The organism is Roseospira marina (genome assembly GCF_014197855.1).
Lineage (GTDB): Bacteria > Pseudomonadota > Alphaproteobacteria > Rhodospirillales > Rhodospirillaceae > Rhodospira > Rhodospira marina.
Map to the genome: position 1 here is coordinate 37,936 of NZ_JACIGJ010000015.1, position 14,518 is coordinate 52,453.

The window sequence follows — 14,518 nt, forward strand, 5'->3', positions numbered from 1 at the left end:
TTTGCCCACCCTTTTTCTCCTCGCTCAGGCCGCGCGGATGGGCACGATAAACACTTCCATCGTCGACACCCCATCTTCGGGCTCCGTCCGCTCGGGCTCGGGCTGCGTGCCCTCACGGTCGAGAATGGCCTTCATTTCCGCCACCTTTCCTTCTGCCATCTTGATTTCCCGGGTGAGGGTCCGGATCTGGCGAATAGCGCCGTCGAGATGCCATTCATGCGCCTTCTGGAGCGACGCCACGATGGTCTCGTGATCGGCATACGACACCAGATTGCCGTCGGGCGTCGGATTGAGCCCGAGCTGAAGGCTGCCGGCGGGCGTACCTTCCGTCACGCCGAGGGCCAAACGCTGGATTTTGAACATATTCTTTCTTTCTCGTGGGTTAGTGGGCGTTGGGCATGGTCATGATCTGGACGTCGTTCGCGTCCAGCGCCTCCAGGATCGGCATCAGCGTCTGCTGGAGATTGGCGTCCGCGGCGATCAGAGCCATCAGTCGGAGCGTGTTGGACTGCTCCACCATCGCCGCTGACCATTCGTCCGGGTTCTCGGGGTAGGTCTCGGTCGTGAACACCTTCACCTCGCCGGCAGCGGTCAGAACCACGCCGGCGTCACCAGTTTCGATCGGCCCGGACATCGGGGTGATACTTTTCACGGGGGCGCTCCTGTGTGTTTGCGTATCGAACGCAACGCGCATTCAATCAACTCTGACTGTATAACGCATCGTTCGCGGGACTGCGAGCGGAAATATACACAACGGGGTGTACTAATTTCTCTCGTTCGCTCTTTCGTTCTTTCGTTCTTTCGTTCTTTCGCCAATAGGGTCCATCTTGATTCGGAACGAAAACGGATCAACGAAAAATTTAGTACCTAAAAACGATATTGATTTTTTTCGATATTTTTTTTTCCTCGACCTTCGTCTAGGGTCGAAACCCGCTTTCGTCGCACCCGTTCTATTTGCGCCTATTTATTGTTCCCGCTGTGCGGTTCGGTTAATACATAGAGTCACCTTTAGTTTTCAAATATAAAAACGTTTGTAAGCGGTCATACCGTGGACATATCCTAACCGCCGTCAGAATTGACGTACCACCAAGAGGAGGGCTTAATTGGGATGGTGTACGTAAGTACAGTTGAGTTGGAACGACTAAAGAAACTGGCATATACGGCGGCTATCGAGGGTGCCACTCAAAAACTCAAGGCTAACGGTTACGATGTTGAACCTTGCTTAGAGGGTATTTTAGAACGACAGCATCGACCCGATGTCGGTCTTTTTCTTGGCGTCGTTTTTGACATTTGGGACGACTATACGCGCGAGAATGATGGCAATCCGGGGGTTCGGACGGCTTAGATCAACTCCATTCGTCTTTGCTTATAACTGTGGAGGGGATGGGCTCATAGCTCTTCCCCTCCACTTGTTTAAAACGCACCCCAGTTGGCGTCCGTCCCGTAAATTTTAAACCGACGTTCATCCTCGATGACCTCAGCCGTCCGCTCGATCTGCGGATCATTGTGACCCGTGAGAATATTCCACGCACGTTCCGCGTAGAACTCTGCGATCACATCCTTCATGTATTGGGCCTGACGCTCCGTCATACCCTTCATGACGCGCGATTTGCGGGCGATGTCCTGCATCGCGCCCTTGTGCCCATTCAGGACCGCGGGCGCGCCGCGCGCGATCGCCGTTCTGTGCTGCTCCACCAGCGTCTCCAGCGTCCGAAACACTAGGTCCGGCCGCGCATCGAGCAGGTCTCGCACCGACCTCGATCTCTCCTTTGGGGTCATAACTGTCTCACTTCAAATTGTTCTAAGCATGTTGTAGCGCAACGCTGTCGGGGATGCGCCAGGGAAGTGCGCCCGCAGCGCGTCGCGCACGGCGCACAGGAAGCGTCTCTGAGCGCGTCTCGCTCACGCGCGCACATCGACACGCGCTCGACAATGGATCGCGCTCAGTGACGTTCTCTAAGCGATTCCACGATATCGCGCTTTCGCTCTTTCGCGAACGCGCGCTCTGAAACGCAACAAGGGGCGCCCATCTGGACACCCCTTGCGCGGCGAGAAGAATGAGGTGGTCTGCGTCTAGGCGACTACCTCGACCAGCACCACATGGCCAATGCTAGCCGGCAGCACGATGCGTCCATTGTTCTCCAGATGCGCCCGGAACTCGTCACCAGTCATGCCGTTCACACTGCCCGACAACATGATCGGCGCCTTGCCTTCATTGGCCCGCAGAAACCGCTCGATCGGCATTGTACCCAGCTCTTCCGAGCAGCTCTTGGACTGGTCTATCTCCGTCACCTTGATGCGCATGACCTACGACTCCGCCGAGGCGCGGCTCGCCGTCAGAATGGCGTCGAGCTTGGCGGCAAGCGCGGAGTCGTTGCGAAGGGTCAACCGATTGCCGCTGCGCGTGGCGATCCCGAGCGTGTCGAACAGCTTCATGATCTGGCCGGTCTGCGACCGAGCGGTGCCGATCGAGTACGAGCGCGCCTGAAGCGCCGTGACCAGCTCGGCCGACGTCACCTCGTGACGCTCCTTCAGCACCTCGAAGCATCGGCACACATAGACGCTGGGCTGCTTGCCGACCGAGAGCGAACAAATCAGGTTGTGAACCTTCTCCGCCACCTTCTTCTGAGCCGGAACGTTCGCGAGAATCTGCGCCTTCGTCACCTGAGGATCCGCATCGCCGATCTCCAGCACGAAGTGCTCGGCGGCCAGGCTGGACATGTCCTTCGGCACGGACGGCGCCTTCGCCGGCTTGGCGGCCGTCGGCGCCTTTGTGACCTTCTCCGTCTTGCTCTTGGCGTAGTGCGCCTTCTTCACCTCGTCGACCTCGATGGCCGAAGCGACGCTCTCGGCCTCCGCGTCGGTCAGATCAAGACCTTCGATTGCATCGAGCGCGGCCGTGATCTCATCGTCCGACGCATCAGCTTCGGCCGCCGGCGTCGCTTCGGGCTCAGGCTCGACCACTTCCGTCTTCTTGGCCTTCTTGGACGACTTGGCGGGCTTCTTGGGTGCCTTGACGGGCTCGGGCTCGGGCTCGGGCTCGGGCTCGGGCTCCTCGATCACGTCGTCCAGGTTGACGTCGGCGAGCAGCGTGTCGATTTCGTCGATGTTCGGGTCGTGCGCCGCGCCAGCGTCGATGATCTTATCCGTCATGGTCTTCTCCGTACTCATATGTGTTAAAAAGCCGCATCGCGTCTTGCGATGCTTTCGTTTTATCGTATGCCTGTAGGATATACGGCTGGGTTTTTAAATACTGACGCGGACAATAAAAAGGAGCGCGGCCGCGCTCCCTATGCTGCATTTGGCGGAGGCGGATCGGGCAGCGGCTCGATCACGCCAAGTGTGGCTCGCGGACGTTCCCGAGACCGTTCGATCGGCGGGTGTGAGCACCGCATGGCAATCACGTAGCCAGTCTCCAGCGGCGAGGCGATGACCGCGACGACGCGCATGCCGTTTTCGTCGCACAAGGGGCAGGACATGATGATCTCCTTCACGAACGCGACGAGGGCGAGAGCCGGCCGATCAGGCCCGCCACGAGCAGAAACACCCGCGTCCCGGCGAACGTCACAAGCGCCGTGACGAGGAAGAGCAAGGTGCGGGCCAACGTGGTCAGCGGCTTGTAGGTTAGCTCGAACAGATGGTGCGGCGACCAGAACAGGCCGCCCAAACCCAACAGCGCCGACTGGCGCCAGCTTGCGTTTCGTTTCCAGCACACGTCGGTCGGTGTCTTGAACATGTGATCGGCCTCCTAAGCCGCGTCTCTGATGACGGAAGAGGGCAGGGTGATCCAGCCCCAGTCGAGAGCCTTGAAGAAACACTCCATCATCACGGTCACGTCGTAGTCCGCGCCGTGTGCAAGGTCGTGGTCGTAGTAGACGCCGCAGGAGAAGCACAGCTTCTCCAAAGACGGCACGGCGCCGGTCGGCGTGGCGAAGCGCCCGTTCAACATCGTGTCCAGGAACGGCCCCACCTCCGACAGTCCAACCCGGCGGAACTCACCGTTGATGAACGGCGCGTCAAAGCCGACGCCGTTGTGAGCTACAGTCATAATTGACTTATTCAAAATGACGTGCGTTTTCGGCGCCACTTCGTCCCACAGCGGCTTGCCGATCAGATCGGCCGCCGTGATGCCATGCACAGCCTGGGCCTTCTCCGTGATCGAACGCTGCGGATCAATCCGTTGTACGAAGTTGAGTTTGCGGCTCCGGCTCTCCAGGCACCAGAGTTGCACACAGACCTCGACGATCCGCTGATCACCGGGCGTACCATCCTTGCCGAGCAGACCTGTCGTCTCAAGGTCGAGACCAGCGATAAGAGCCATGATGGTGTCCTTGTCGTAGATGATAAATCAACTCTTACTTATCTCGCGTCGCAACGCAAGACGAGTCTGATTGGTCAATTCGATCACCTCGTGGTCGGCGAGGCCCTGACAGAGGTCCAGGGCGGTGTCCACAGCGATGAACGCCGCCTTTGGGCTCATTTTGCCATGCTCCAACTTCCAAGCGATCGTGCCCAGGAGATCGCTGAGCTTCCGACTCAGCTCTTGGGTATGTGTCGGCCAGTCGTCGGGCATGATGGTTCTCCACATTCGGTATCAGTACAGCGATCCACAGGCTGAGGTCATAAAGTCAACCTGCACTTGATTCAAATCACGCTCGCGCTCGGGCGTGTCTTCATCTCTGCTAAAAATCTCAACTACAAGTTCCTCCCGTATTTCTCTCATTCTATCATTCCCAATATCAAAAAGATGCGGGTACACAATCTTCATATATTGTTTTCTATCACCATAGATGACAATTTTCTCCTGAAGGTCACGATCCATCGCCCTCTGTTCCATAATGGTATAAAACAAGAAGCAGCGCGCCTGATACTCCCTTGCCTGTTGCGGATCAGCGTGCGCCGAAGTTCCGAACAGACCGGAGAAGATCAGCGTCATCATGGCAGCTTTGGATACGCGACTCATGGTCATTCCTTTTTCGTGACACGGGCGCGAACACGCACCCGATAGATGACGTTGCTTGACGTCACCTTGGTATCACGATGCATCGGGTCCGTGTAGAAAATCCCGTAGCGCGTGCGATAGGCGGAAACCGTGACGTCGCCGTCTGATCGAACTGGTCGCGTGTTTTGGCGCGACCGAGAACATAGCTGGAGGCAATCATTCGGCAGCCTCCGGCTTGAGCGCACCCTCATCGCTTTTGAGGTCGCGGAGCGCCTGGCGTACGACCTCGACAGCCGGGCTGGTGCGCGCATTCATGAACGCCAGATCGGCCGCCATAGACAGCAGGTCGAGCCGCGGGCTTGGGACACACGCGCGCACGTTCGCCGCGCGCGTGTGTCCCACGATCTCGTTGATCGCCGCATCCAGCTCGATCGTCGTGTACGGGATCCTGTTGGGTCGCGCCGGGCGGCGAGCGATCGGGCGTAGGCGCTCGTCAATCATGGCGCTCTCCATCCTCGCTGATCTCTTCGCTGTCGCAGGGACTAATGGCGCGCTCGTCGCACTCCGGGCATTCCTCGTCGCACATCGTGCCCCATTCGCTATCCCATTCATGCCCGCAGGCCGGGCAGCGGTAGTAATTCACATACCAAGTCATGTCTGATTTACCTTGCTACCGACTCAATCGACGTACCGGCCGGCGGCCGTCAGATCCTCGATCGTCTCGAAGAACTCGGGCGCTTCGTCGTCCGACACCCTCCCGATTGTCGACGTTCTTCTTGAAGAACCAGGAGAGACCACGAAGGTCCGGCCCCAAGCCTATTGCTGCCTTCAGGCAAGCGGCGCAGATGATTTTTCGAAGGATCACTGGTTGGTCTCCTTGGGTGTGATCTTGATGCTGACCTGGAACTGGTCAGCAAGCATCTGAGCCACCTCCTTGGAGACCAGTTGCCGCATGGCTTCTCGATCGCCATACCGATCCATCACGGCCTGCAAAACCGTCTTTCGGGCCAGATCCTTCGGGTCGAAGGAACCGGACCCCTGATGTGTGAGATGCGTGACCTGCTGGGCGACGGCTTCGCGGATCCACTCGCGCAGGTTCTCCTTGGTTACACCAAGGTCGTTAAACATGAAGTTGCGGAAAGCCTCGTACTTCTCCGCGTTCGACATGAAGGTCCCCATTTACTGCTCCTCGTTCTCGTCGTTCTCGTCGACCGGCACCCAAACCCACGCCCGCACATAGCAACCCGGATCGTCGCCCTCAGAAACCATCTCGGACAGGGCGGCATCGTCGGCCGGCTCGTCGATCTCGATCAGGCCGTCCTTCGCGTACATGTCGTGGGCCTTCTCGACGATCTTGCGCAGGCGTGCGGTGTCGATATCGTCGTTCTTTTCGGCTACAGGCTCGTGCGCCGCAGCGATGTCGCTTTCGCTCGGCTCGTGACCACAGGAGCGGTAGGCAGCGTTCCATGCACGCTGATACAGCCACGGTTTTCCCCGTGCCTGCGCCTCATCGCTCGCCGCGTTCGCCTCTTTATGCGCGGGCGCGCGCGAATTATTGTTCGCGAACGCAGATGACCAAATCACCCGCTCCGCCTGTTTAACAAACTCGTCGTCCGTTAATTCCGACCAATTGATCTCGCTCATGCTAATATTCCTCGTGACACGTCCAAAGTCTCAACAAACAAGTCATTCGACTTTCCGCACGCGCAGGCTTTCACCAAACTCCCGCATCCTCAGAACGTGCTGAACGTTGATCTGACGGATCCGCTCCCGCTGATCGTCGGTCAGGTCTTCCCACGCCGACCCGCTTCGACCGGCACTCACAAGCGCCTCCTCGTACCGTTCCTTGTGATCATCCTCGACGGCCTGAGCGACGAACGCCCGGCGCTCGGCTTCGTTCATGTTGAGCCACCACTCTTCGCTCATCGTGCATCTCCCAATGTCGCACCACATTCCTCGGCAATCAGCTTGTTGGCCTTCTCGACCAGATCGGGGCGCAGCATCCAGAGATGCACGTTTCCGTTCTTGAACCACTTCACACGGAAGTAGCTGTCGCGGTCGATGATCTCGCCGCGCTCGATGCGCTCGCCGCATCGCTTGCCGGCGCGCACGGCGTCGAGGATTTGCGAGGGCAGGGCGGCGCACCGGTCCGGCACGGGCTTGCCGTCCAGGACGTGCATTACGCGGTCCAGATCAGCGATCCGATCGTCGTCGCGGCCATACCGCGTCCAGGAGCCGAACTCATTGAGCGCGTGCCCCAGCACGATCCGATCGTCGATCTTGAAGGCGTCGTGACTGCGATAGCGCCGGTCAAGCCGGCGAAACGTTTCGACCAGACCGCGCCGAAAGATCACGTCGGCGTCGGCGCGCAGCGCGCCGAACGTGGCGCGCAGGTTCTCGACCGTGACCTCCGGCGGATCCTTCTCGATGTCGTCCTGGAACTTCGCCTTCGCCGTCGCGTCCATGACGGTATAGAGACCCAGGCTCTCGGCCATGTAGGTCCAGACGTCGCGGTCGATCTCCTTGCGAACGTCGTCCATCGCGCGCTTCGTGATGCCGCTGTAGACGACGCTCCACATGGCCCCGGTGCTGGACGTCAGGCTGCTCAGACCGTGCCCTGTGCCGGCGGCAGTCTTGTACGCCTTCATGCCCTCGATGATGGCCTCGAAGCCCGCCTCGATGCGCTCCAGCGCGCGGTCGCGGTGCCCGACCAGCTCCTCGGCGCTCGCCTTGCGCACCATATCGGTGCTGGCGTTTGTCCAGGTGCCGCTCATTCCTCGCCCTCCCGACGACTGTCGGCGGACACCGGATCCGGGCCGGGCAGGGGGCCGAAGGCTGGCTTCGCGGCCTGCTTGGCGCGGATCCGGTCGATCTTTCCCCAGACGCGCGTCAGCTCCGTCACGCCGCAGGTGTGCATACACACGTCGTGCGCCAGGCAGAGAGACGCGAGCGTGACCATCACGCCGCCGATCTCCTGCTCCAGCTCGCCGACCGGGCGGCCGAACACATAGTCCACGAGCTGATGCGCCTCGGTCGCCGTGCAGCCGGCCGCCTGAACCAACTCCAAAGCCTCTTCGAGGAACCTGTGGTTCCGCTCCGTTCGATCGTTGGCGATCTCCTTTCCAAAGCACGCCTCAACCCAGGGGGCGACCGCGCCCTGGAACAGCAGGGTCTGAATTTCGCAGGAGACCGGGACCGAGGTGATCGACCAGCGATCGCTACACCCGAGAAAATCGCCGTTCGTCGGCTTAGGCCCTTCGTTCCAGTCCCAGTCACTCTTGAGGCGTTCGTGGACCCACTCACGTGCGGCGGCCTCATGAAAGAAGCCGTGGTTTTCGACCTCGCCCGGCATCGTCGACCGGATGGACGCCAGATACATGACGTCGTTCATGACGTTTCTCCTCGCAGCTTCGCGAACGCGAATTGCAGCGTCTTGCTGGGGTCGTCGATGTTCAGATTCTCGCGCAAGATGTTTGGTGTGACGCGGCTCATGCCTGACACGCTGTGTCCGCACTGTCCGCACGATGCCAAAAACTCCACCGCCTTCGCCTCGTCGGGCGTCAGCAGCACGCCGGGCTTCTCCGTCTCGACGATCGTCCAATTCTCTTCAGGGTCCGCGTTGTCGCCCCAAAAGAAGGCGATCGGGTTCTCGCCGGCGCGTAGCCGATCCTGAAGCCCAGGATCATGCGCGGCGAGTTTCGTGAGAGTCCTGCGCACGAACGTGCGCAGGAAGTCCTCGGCCTCCTGGCGGGTCGTGAAAGACGCAGCGAGGGGGCGGGCGTCGTCAGTGTTCGCCGTCTCAATGATGGCTGTGTAGATTTTCATCGTGCTTTCGCCTTTTTCGCTTTGTCGCGCATTCGCGCATTCGCGATTTTCTGACTCTAGCGAACGCGCGACGGCGTAGCGAATGGGTTCTTGACCCTTGATGCTCGTGATTGGGTGTATGTGCCGACCAACTCCACCTTCCCGGCACAGGAAGCAATCGCGAAATACCCTCGTATTCGGCGTTTCGCGAACAGTTAGTCGCCTTTTTCGGCGTTCGGATCCAACGCAGGCAGTCCAGTGAACGACACCGTGATGCCCTGGGCGAGGGCCTTCTGGAGTTCTCCGTCAAGGCGCCTCTGAAGTAAGTGAAGCGCCTTATCCACGGCCTTCTTCACAGAGATGCCATCCCCAGCCGTAACCTTGGCGTACAGCTCGTCCGCCAGTCGCTGAATGACCTGGTTTTTGATCTCTGACCGGATCTGGTTGGGATCGATACCTTTCAATGCCTGTTGAATGAGTGTCTGAGTCACCCGGTCAGAGGCGCGCCGGATGATCATCTCGCGCTCTTGCGGTGTCAGTTCGACGTTCATCGTTGTGCGCCTTCAACCCTTGATGTTGATGACCGGACGTATGTGTCGCTCAATGGCGACCAGTTCCGTCTGCATACGCATCACGTCGAAGGGGTTCTTGTAGGCATCAGGACTCTCGTCGAGCGTTTCCTCGACGACACGCGCGGCGATCCCCGTCATGCTCTCGCGGAAGGTTTCCATCGAGAGCGTTTCGCGAGCGGCCCGGCGACCAAGAACGCGCCCGGCGCCGTGCGACGAAGACCACAGGCTCTCCGGGTTGCCCAGCCCGCGCACAATGAAGCTGCCGTCCCGCATGTTGCCGGGGATGACGCCCAGCATGTCCTCTTCGGCGTGGGTCGCGCCCTTTCGATGAATCCAAAGCCCGTCGCGCTCGACGACGTGGTTATGGTTGCGATTGATCACGTCGGTCATCGCGGCCGGGCCACCCTGATCCAGTCGCTCATGCAGACACCGGATCACGCGGCTCAAGATGCTCATGCGGTTCACGAGTGCGAACTCCTGACAGAAGAAGGTATCCGTCAGGTACTGCTTGCCGTCGCCACCAGGGACGTCGGTACGAAGACCGAAATGCCCCTCGCGCGCCTTGCCATCGCCGGACGCGACCTTCATCCAATGCGTCGCGACCTTGTGTCCAAGATTCCGCGACCCGGAATGAATGACCACCCATACCTGGTCCACTTCGTCCAGACCGATCTCGATAAAGTGGTTTCCGCCGCCCAGCGTCCCGAGCTGACACCAAGCGCCGGCATCGAGCTGGTCCTGGATCACCCACGAGCGGTCGAGAAGACACAGGCTCGATGCCGGAAAACCGTTCGCGTTGTGTTTGAAGCCAACCGGCACGGCTACGTAGATGTCATTCAGCAGAGCGTGCGCCTTGGCGCGCAGCTCGTCGGGATCGACGCCGACGAAGGGCAGGGCACACATGCCGCACCCAATGTCGTAGCCGACCCAGGCCGGCACTACGACGTCCTGGGTCGCTACGACCGCGCCGATCGGCAGGGCGTAGCCCTTGTGCGCGTCCGGCATAAGGGCACCCTTCACGCTGAAGTCGCACTTCAGCGCCTCGTGAAACTGATGAATGGCGGCGGGGTCGATGTTCTCTTCGCCGTAGATTTTGATCGGCTTGCTCATTCCGCCGCCTCCGCGTAGGCGGGCGAGCGCGCCGCGTCACAGGCGGCGGACGTCAGACCGCGCCGACCCATGTGATTGCACAGGATCGCGCGGTCCTCATCGCTCAGCGCCACGATCGCATTGTCCGTCGGCGGCACACCGAACAGGTCGATCTCGATGCTCTTCACCTCGGGCCAGGCGGCCAGCATGTCGCCGTAGGTCTTGGCGGCCGTGATCATCTTGGCGGCGGCCCGGAGGAGCTTACCCTCAGCGATCGCCAGGGCATGACCGGCCTCGTACATCGCACGCGCCTTGACCCAGACGTCTTCGTTCCACCACTCCGCGTCGCCAAAATACATTTCAGGCTCGCGCGACACCTTGGTGTTGATCGGCACCAGACGGCTCTCACCGTCTAGGAACTTTACGACAAAGCGATACTTCTTGCGGGCCTCGATCATCTCGTCGTCCGATTGCCGCGACGCCCAATATGAAATCTCAGCGCCGACGCCATTGGACGTTTTGGAATACGTATCCACCGACGTCGGCTTGATCGTCTTAAGTTCGTCGCGAGTGATCGTTTTGCCGTCCACAACGAACTTTTTGGTACCCACCTTCACCCGGATACCGCAGAACGTGACGGCCGTCACAGGCGCAACCAGTTTGAACTTTTCCAACACCTGCATCTCGGCCGTCGAGCGATCATCAAGCTGCTTCATGATGGCAGCAACCGCCGCGCTCTGCGCGGCGAGATACGCCTGACGCAGGTCCGGCTCGATCAGCGTGGCCTTCGCCAACTGGAACATTTGGGAGCGGTGCTTTTGCGTGAGCTTGCGGCTTTCAAGTTTGACGGTCTGCGCCATGCGACGATCTCCTTCGGTATGTGTGCAGCGTCGTGTCGCTGCTGATTTATACATAGCAGCGACACGACGGAGATACATCAATTTTGATTGACCGCCCAATGGAAATTAGTGCAGCGACGTTCCCGCGCGCTGTTTCTCCAACGACGCGAGACGCTCCTGAACCATGCCCACCGCATACTGCAAGCGACGGTCATGGTCCGTGACCGCGGCATCCATGCCGACAATGTGTCCGCACTTGGACACACAGCGCATGGCCAAACCGCTGACCAGCGCGTCGATCTGGAGCTGATAGGCGCGGTTCTCCGGCGGCTTGCCCTCGGCGGCGTCGTAGAGGATTAGGGGAGGGACCACCAGAATGGAGGCGAACTGACTGACCGCCATTTGCAGACAGATGGACACGAAGTCGGCGATCTCGTCCGGATCGACCGACGGATCCGCGAACATGCTGGTCTCGGCCAGCATGTAAGCGGCGATGTCCAAGGGCGTTCGATCCGTCACGAAGGGCCGGAGGCCAGGCCCAAGAACCTTGCTTGCATAGAGACCCAGATACATCTTCTGGACCTCCAGGCGCTTGCGCAGGCTCATCGGCGCCACCGGGTCGATGCCCAAATCCTTGAACTCGGCCGTCAAGGAACTGGACACATAGGGGATGCCCATCGTCTCGCTGATGGCCTTGGCCAGCGTGGTCTTGCCGCTGCGATGCGCGCCCGCCAATCCGAACGCCATCATGTCGCTCCCGTCGAGCCGAAGCCACCGACACCGCGCCCTGTCTCCGGCAGCGCGTCAACATACTCCGGCGCCGGCCGCGCGATCTTCTCGATGACGAGCTGAGCGATCCGATCACCATGCTCGACCGTGAACGGAATACGGCTGGTGTTGAGCAGGATCACGCCGATCTCGCCGCGATAGTCCTCGTCGATGACGCCGGCCAGCACGTCGATGCCGTACTTGAGCGCCAAGCCGGAACGCGGTGCGATCCGACCGTAGTGCCCCGGCGGAATAGCGACGGCGAGGCCGGTCTTGATCAGACGCCGCTCGCCCGGCGCCAGCGTCGTCATCATTGGATCGTTTTTGTGCAGATCGGCGCGAAGATCGAGGCCGGCGGCATATGCGCTGCCGTAAACCGGCGGCTCCGCGTACTCATTCAGGAGTTGAATGGGCAATTCCATGATGGTCTCCCTACCAAGTGTTCTGGTTTAGCCGTTGTCGATGGCGTGCATGACCCATGCAAGCAGCCCCAAAACAAGAGTGAATGGGCCGAAAATGACGTCGAACGTACAGGGTCTGGGCACGCCTGCGGCGAGAAGTCGCCTGCCGAAAAAGCGACGGCACAAGATGACGCCCAGAGTGCCTGAGCCGCCCCAGAGGAGACCGTAAGCAAGTCCAAAAAGAAAAGACATCATCCTACACCTCTATTAGTATGTTTATGATGGTCTCCCTACCAAATGATCTTCTGTTGGTTCTGGTTGATGGTGTGTGCGCCCCATGCGTAAAGCCCGAGAGCCAGAACAAGCACGCCGAAGATCGAGCCGATCGCAATGGCGGCCGGCAGATCGCCGACACGGAACCGCCCGTCGAAGAAGCGAAAGCACAGGGCCACGCCCGTGATGCCCAGGATGATCCAGACGAACGCGCCGCCGAAGCCCATGAGAATGGTCATGATCACACCTTGATGTGCGTGTTGGTGACGCTCTCGATGCCGTCGTGGTCGACGAAGATCGAGGTGTCGGCGAAGCTGATCGGCGCCAGGGTTTTCAACTCGCGCGCCAGCGAAACCGCGAGACGGCGAATTTCGAGATCGGCGTGCATGTTGCCGCGCTGCTCGATGACGTTGCGCGCGGCGCGCATATTCATGGTGAACACGAGCCGCGTTTCGGTCGCCTGCGGAAGCTGGAACCGAGCCGCCTCGTTGGCGCGCTTCTTGGCGAGCGTCGACGACAGCCCCAGCGTGTCGTTGGTCCATGCCTTCAGCCGCTGCTGCCACTTGTTGTAAACGTCGATCTGTGCGGCGAAATCGTCGTGGAACTCCGTGAGCAGATCGTGCCCGCGGATCGCTTCGAAATCGGCCGCGCCTTCCTCGCGCCGGGTCAGCTCCAGCAGCAGCGGCGGCACGACGCAACGGCTCGCACGATAACCCACGACCGCGATCTCGCCGCCGTCCGCCGTCACAAACCGCTGGCTCTCCTGCGACGGATTGGTGCCGGCGTGATGACGGATCAGCTCGTGCGTCAGCGCGCGCGACACGCCGGTCATGATGAAGCTGATGTTGGCGTGGGCCAGCACGCTGCCGTGCTTCTCCGCGATCACATTGGCGATGTACTCCTCCGTCGGGCGACCCTGGCCCCAGGCCCGGTAACAGAAGCGGCCGGCGAACTCCGCCAGCAGATCGGTATCCTGGTAGTGATGTCGCGGATCGTCGACGCTGAATTCGGCAGCATTCGCCGGCTTGCGCGTTCCTTCGATCGCCTCGCACAGACGCCGGATCGGTGTATCGCCCTCCATCAGCGGATCGAGACCGTGATCCCCAATGAAGTCGCCCAGGGTCTCGTAGTCGATCATCGGTACCGCGATCGGCTTAATCCAGGGCTGGAACACAAGATCAACCATGCTTCTTGTCCTTCGGTCGATTGATGGGTTGGTAGAGGGTTGGACCGTCGTAACCGCGCTCCCACACGGTCCAGCAGACCTCCATCGTGGGGCTTTTCAGTCCCTGGAAGTCGGGGCGCCAGAGCAGCGGGTAGACGATCTTGGGCTGCCACAGGCTCCACAGCGCCTGACGACGCGCGGCGTGCCAGTAGGTGCCCTTCAGCACGAGACACAGCTTGGTGCAGCGCAGGGCGTGGGCCTGGCGCACGAACTCAGCCGCGAATTTGAAGGGTGGATTGGTGACGATCGCGACGGTTTCGGGCAGCGTGCCCCTCACCGTCAGAAAATCCTGTCGTTTGGCATTGATCATCGCGCCGCGCGGCTCGATGTCCGATCCGATTGTCTTGAAGCCGAGGGCCTTGAACACATCAAGCATGGCCCCGTCACCACAGGCCGGGTCGTAGATGATGTTCGGCAGAGCCTCGACGGCCGGCAGGGCGCGCGTGACGTCCGGCGGGGTCGGGTAAAAGTCGTTCGGCACTCGGCCGCGCTTCGGATTTCCACCCGTCATTGCCGCACCAAGTCCCATGTTCGGTCTCCTGCGGGGAGCGTTGCCGCTCCCCGTGTTACATCAATTTTGACTTTTCGTTTCAGGCACGCGGAAT

Annotated in this window: 26 protein-coding genes; 1 reads left to right on the forward strand and 25 read right to left on the reverse strand. The window is 60.3% G+C overall.

Features of this window, described 5'->3' with window-relative positions:
• Positions 1–24: 24 nt before the first annotated feature.
• Together GGD82_RS16395 and GGD82_RS16400 are read right to left on the reverse strand one after the other, a co-directional pair.
• Positions 25–363: a hypothetical protein gene (locus GGD82_RS16395; protein ID WP_150063482.1), complete on the reverse strand. Its 339-nt coding sequence runs from the start codon at positions 361–363 to the stop codon at positions 25–27.
• A 19-nt stretch (positions 364–382) separates the two neighbouring features.
• Complete coding sequence (locus tag GGD82_RS16400; protein WP_150063481.1) at positions 383–652, reverse strand: hypothetical protein; 270 nt, start codon at positions 650–652, stop codon at positions 383–385.
• 456 nt (positions 653–1,108) lie between these two features.
• Between GGD82_RS16400 and GGD82_RS20850 the strand changes: the two genes are divergently transcribed.
• Entirely contained in the window at positions 1,109–1,345 is a 237-nt protein-coding gene (locus tag GGD82_RS20850; protein WP_221240815.1) for a hypothetical protein, read from the forward strand.
• Between the two features lie 68 nt (positions 1,346–1,413).
• Here the strand turns inward: GGD82_RS20850 and GGD82_RS16405 are convergent, their stop codons facing one another.
• The 23 genes from GGD82_RS16405 to GGD82_RS16515 form a co-directional block, all read right to left on the reverse strand.
• Positions 1,414–1,752: a hypothetical protein gene (locus tag GGD82_RS16405; protein WP_150063480.1), complete on the reverse strand. Its 339-nt coding sequence runs from the start codon at positions 1,750–1,752 to the stop codon at positions 1,414–1,416.
• A 321-nt stretch (positions 1,753–2,073) separates the two neighbouring features.
• A complete protein-coding gene (locus GGD82_RS16410) occupies positions 2,074–2,304 on the reverse strand; it encodes a hypothetical protein (RefSeq protein ID WP_150063479.1) in 231 nt (76 codons plus the stop codon).
• Between the two features lie 3 nt (positions 2,305–2,307).
• Complete coding sequence (locus GGD82_RS16415) at positions 2,308–3,153, reverse strand: hypothetical protein (protein WP_150063478.1); 846 nt, start codon at positions 3,151–3,153, stop codon at positions 2,308–2,310.
• A 337-nt stretch (positions 3,154–3,490) separates the two neighbouring features.
• Positions 3,491–3,736, reverse strand: coding sequence for a hypothetical protein (locus GGD82_RS16420; RefSeq protein ID WP_150063477.1), 246 nt, complete (start codon positions 3,734–3,736; stop codon positions 3,491–3,493).
• 12 nt (positions 3,737–3,748) lie between these two features.
• Entirely contained in the window at positions 3,749–4,321 is a 573-nt protein-coding gene (locus tag GGD82_RS16425; RefSeq protein WP_150063476.1) for a 3'-5' exonuclease, read from the reverse strand.
• Between the two features lie 27 nt (positions 4,322–4,348).
• The gene (locus GGD82_RS16430) at positions 4,349–4,573 is read right to left on the reverse strand and encodes a hypothetical protein (protein ID WP_150063475.1); all 225 of its coding nucleotides are present in this window, start codon (positions 4,571–4,573) and stop codon (positions 4,349–4,351) included.
• Positions 4,574–4,594: 21 nt separating this feature from the next.
• On the reverse strand, positions 4,595–4,963 hold the full coding sequence (locus tag GGD82_RS16435) for a hypothetical protein (protein ID WP_150063474.1): 369 nt from the start codon (positions 4,961–4,963) through the stop codon (positions 4,595–4,597).
• Positions 4,964–5,158: 195 nt separating this feature from the next.
• The gene (locus tag GGD82_RS16440; protein ID WP_150063473.1) at positions 5,159–5,443 is read right to left on the reverse strand and encodes a hypothetical protein; all 285 of its coding nucleotides are present in this window, start codon (positions 5,441–5,443) and stop codon (positions 5,159–5,161) included.
• Entirely contained in the window at positions 5,436–5,597 is a 162-nt protein-coding gene (locus tag GGD82_RS16445; protein WP_170284403.1) for a hypothetical protein, read from the reverse strand. Before GGD82_RS16445 ends, GGD82_RS16440 begins: the two co-directional genes overlap by 8 nt.
• 206 nt (positions 5,598–5,803) lie before the next feature.
• Complete coding sequence (locus GGD82_RS16450; protein ID WP_150063472.1) at positions 5,804–6,121, reverse strand: hypothetical protein; 318 nt, start codon at positions 6,119–6,121, stop codon at positions 5,804–5,806.
• On the reverse strand, positions 6,122–6,586 hold the full coding sequence (locus GGD82_RS16455; RefSeq protein WP_150063471.1) for a hypothetical protein: 465 nt from the start codon (positions 6,584–6,586) through the stop codon (positions 6,122–6,124).
• Positions 6,587–6,628: 42 nt separating this feature from the next.
• A complete protein-coding gene (locus tag GGD82_RS16460) occupies positions 6,629–6,868 on the reverse strand; it encodes a hypothetical protein (RefSeq protein ID WP_150063470.1) in 240 nt (79 codons plus the stop codon).
• Entirely contained in the window at positions 6,865–7,716 is an 852-nt protein-coding gene (locus GGD82_RS16465) for a DUF4942 domain-containing protein (RefSeq protein WP_150063469.1), read from the reverse strand. Before GGD82_RS16465 ends, GGD82_RS16460 begins: the two co-directional genes overlap by 4 nt.
• The gene (locus GGD82_RS20855) at positions 7,713–8,333 is read right to left on the reverse strand and encodes a hypothetical protein (RefSeq protein ID WP_211364816.1); all 621 of its coding nucleotides are present in this window, start codon (positions 8,331–8,333) and stop codon (positions 7,713–7,715) included. Before GGD82_RS20855 ends, GGD82_RS16465 begins: the two co-directional genes overlap by 4 nt.
• Positions 8,330–8,767 (reverse strand): hypothetical protein, encoded by a 438-nt coding sequence (locus GGD82_RS16475; protein WP_150063468.1) that lies wholly within the window; start codon positions 8,765–8,767, stop codon positions 8,330–8,332. The genes GGD82_RS20855 and GGD82_RS16475 overlap by 4 nt, the downstream gene beginning before the upstream one ends.
• A gap of 194 nt (positions 8,768–8,961) precedes the next feature.
• Positions 8,962–9,297 (reverse strand): hypothetical protein, encoded by a 336-nt coding sequence (locus GGD82_RS16480; protein WP_150063467.1) that lies wholly within the window; start codon positions 9,295–9,297, stop codon positions 8,962–8,964.
• Positions 9,298–9,309: 12 nt separating this feature from the next.
• Positions 9,310–10,428 carry an RtcB family protein gene (locus tag GGD82_RS16485; protein ID WP_150063466.1) on the reverse strand — a complete coding sequence of 373 codons (1,119 nt, stop codon included), beginning with the start codon at positions 10,426–10,428 and terminating at the stop codon, positions 9,310–9,312.
• The gene (locus tag GGD82_RS16490; RefSeq protein WP_150063465.1) at positions 10,425–11,267 is read right to left on the reverse strand and encodes a hypothetical protein; all 843 of its coding nucleotides are present in this window, start codon (positions 11,265–11,267) and stop codon (positions 10,425–10,427) included. The genes GGD82_RS16485 and GGD82_RS16490 overlap by 4 nt, the downstream gene beginning before the upstream one ends.
• Positions 11,268–11,372: 105 nt before the next feature.
• A complete protein-coding gene (locus GGD82_RS16495) occupies positions 11,373–11,996 on the reverse strand; it encodes a DEAD/DEAH box helicase family protein (RefSeq protein WP_150063464.1) in 624 nt (207 codons plus the stop codon).
• Positions 11,993–12,436 carry a dUTP diphosphatase gene (dut, locus tag GGD82_RS16500; protein ID WP_150063463.1) on the reverse strand — a complete coding sequence of 148 codons (444 nt, stop codon included), beginning with the start codon at positions 12,434–12,436 and terminating at the stop codon, positions 11,993–11,995. The genes GGD82_RS16495 and dut overlap by 4 nt, the downstream gene beginning before the upstream one ends.
• Positions 12,437–12,705: 269 nt before the next feature.
• Positions 12,706–12,927 (reverse strand): hypothetical protein, encoded by a 222-nt coding sequence (locus tag GGD82_RS16505; protein WP_150063462.1) that lies wholly within the window; start codon positions 12,925–12,927, stop codon positions 12,706–12,708.
• Positions 12,928–12,929: 2 nt separating this feature from the next.
• Positions 12,930–13,826, reverse strand: coding sequence for an FAD-dependent thymidylate synthase (thyX, locus tag GGD82_RS16510; protein ID WP_170284402.1), 897 nt, complete (start codon positions 13,824–13,826; stop codon positions 12,930–12,932).
• Positions 13,827–13,866: 40 nt separating this feature from the next.
• A complete protein-coding gene (locus tag GGD82_RS16515; protein WP_150063460.1) occupies positions 13,867–14,442 on the reverse strand; it encodes a TRM11 family methyltransferase in 576 nt (191 codons plus the stop codon).
• Positions 14,443–14,518 lie beyond the last annotated feature (76 nt).

Coding starts and splice junctions, on each gene's coding strand:
- GGD82_RS16395 (WP_150063482.1), bottom strand. CDS start 363: ATGTTCAAAATCCAGCGTTTGGCCCTCGGCGTGACGGAAGGTACGCCC.
- GGD82_RS20850 (WP_221240815.1), top strand. CDS start 1,109: ATGGTGTACGTAAGTACAGTTGAGTTGGAACGACTAAAGAAACTGGCA.
- GGD82_RS16410 (WP_150063479.1), bottom strand. CDS start 2,304: ATGCGCATCAAGGTGACGGAGATAGACCAGTCCAAGAGCTGCTCGGAA.
- GGD82_RS16415 (WP_150063478.1), bottom strand. CDS start 3,153: ATGACGGATAAGATCATCGACGCTGGCGCGGCGCACGACCCGAACATC.
- GGD82_RS16420 (WP_150063477.1), bottom strand. CDS start 3,736: ATGTTCAAGACACCGACCGACGTGTGCTGGAAACGAAACGCAAGCTGG.
- GGD82_RS16425 (WP_150063476.1), bottom strand. CDS start 4,321: ATGGCTCTTATCGCTGGTCTCGACCTTGAGACGACAGGTCTGCTCGGC.
- GGD82_RS16430 (WP_150063475.1), bottom strand. CDS start 4,573: ATGCCCGACGACTGGCCGACACATACCCAAGAGCTGAGTCGGAAGCTC.
- GGD82_RS16435 (WP_150063474.1), bottom strand. CDS start 4,963: ATGAGTCGCGTATCCAAAGCTGCCATGATGACGCTGATCTTCTCCGGT.
- GGD82_RS16440 (WP_150063473.1), bottom strand. CDS start 5,443: ATGATTGACGAGCGCCTACGCCCGATCGCTCGCCGCCCGGCGCGACCC.
- GGD82_RS16445 (WP_170284403.1), bottom strand. CDS start 5,597: ATGACTTGGTATGTGAATTACTACCGCTGCCCGGCCTGCGGGCATGAA.
- GGD82_RS16450 (WP_150063472.1), bottom strand. CDS start 6,121: ATGGGGACCTTCATGTCGAACGCGGAGAAGTACGAGGCTTTCCGCAAC.
- GGD82_RS16455 (WP_150063471.1), bottom strand. CDS start 6,586: ATGAGCGAGATCAATTGGTCGGAATTAACGGACGACGAGTTTGTTAAA.
- GGD82_RS16460 (WP_150063470.1), bottom strand. CDS start 6,868: ATGAGCGAAGAGTGGTGGCTCAACATGAACGAAGCCGAGCGCCGGGCG.
- GGD82_RS16465 (WP_150063469.1), bottom strand. CDS start 7,716: ATGAGCGGCACCTGGACAAACGCCAGCACCGATATGGTGCGCAAGGCG.
- GGD82_RS20855 (WP_211364816.1), bottom strand. CDS start 8,333: ATGAACGACGTCATGTATCTGGCGTCCATCCGGTCGACGATGCCGGGC.
- GGD82_RS16475 (WP_150063468.1), bottom strand. CDS start 8,767: ATGAAAATCTACACAGCCATCATTGAGACGGCGAACACTGACGACGCC.
- GGD82_RS16480 (WP_150063467.1), bottom strand. CDS start 9,297: ATGAACGTCGAACTGACACCGCAAGAGCGCGAGATGATCATCCGGCGC.
- GGD82_RS16485 (WP_150063466.1), bottom strand. CDS start 10,428: ATGAGCAAGCCGATCAAAATCTACGGCGAAGAGAACATCGACCCCGCC.
- GGD82_RS16490 (WP_150063465.1), bottom strand. CDS start 11,267: ATGGCGCAGACCGTCAAACTTGAAAGCCGCAAGCTCACGCAAAAGCAC.
- GGD82_RS16495 (WP_150063464.1), bottom strand. CDS start 11,996: ATGATGGCGTTCGGATTGGCGGGCGCGCATCGCAGCGGCAAGACCACG.
- dut (WP_150063463.1), bottom strand. CDS start 12,436: ATGGAATTGCCCATTCAACTCCTGAATGAGTACGCGGAGCCGCCGGTT.
- GGD82_RS16505 (WP_150063462.1), bottom strand. CDS start 12,927: ATGACCATTCTCATGGGCTTCGGCGGCGCGTTCGTCTGGATCATCCTG.
- thyX (WP_170284402.1), bottom strand. CDS start 13,826: ATGATCGACTACGAGACCCTGGGCGACTTCATTGGGGATCACGGTCTC.
- GGD82_RS16515 (WP_150063460.1), bottom strand. CDS start 14,442: ATGGGACTTGGTGCGGCAATGACGGGTGGAAATCCGAAGCGCGGCCGA.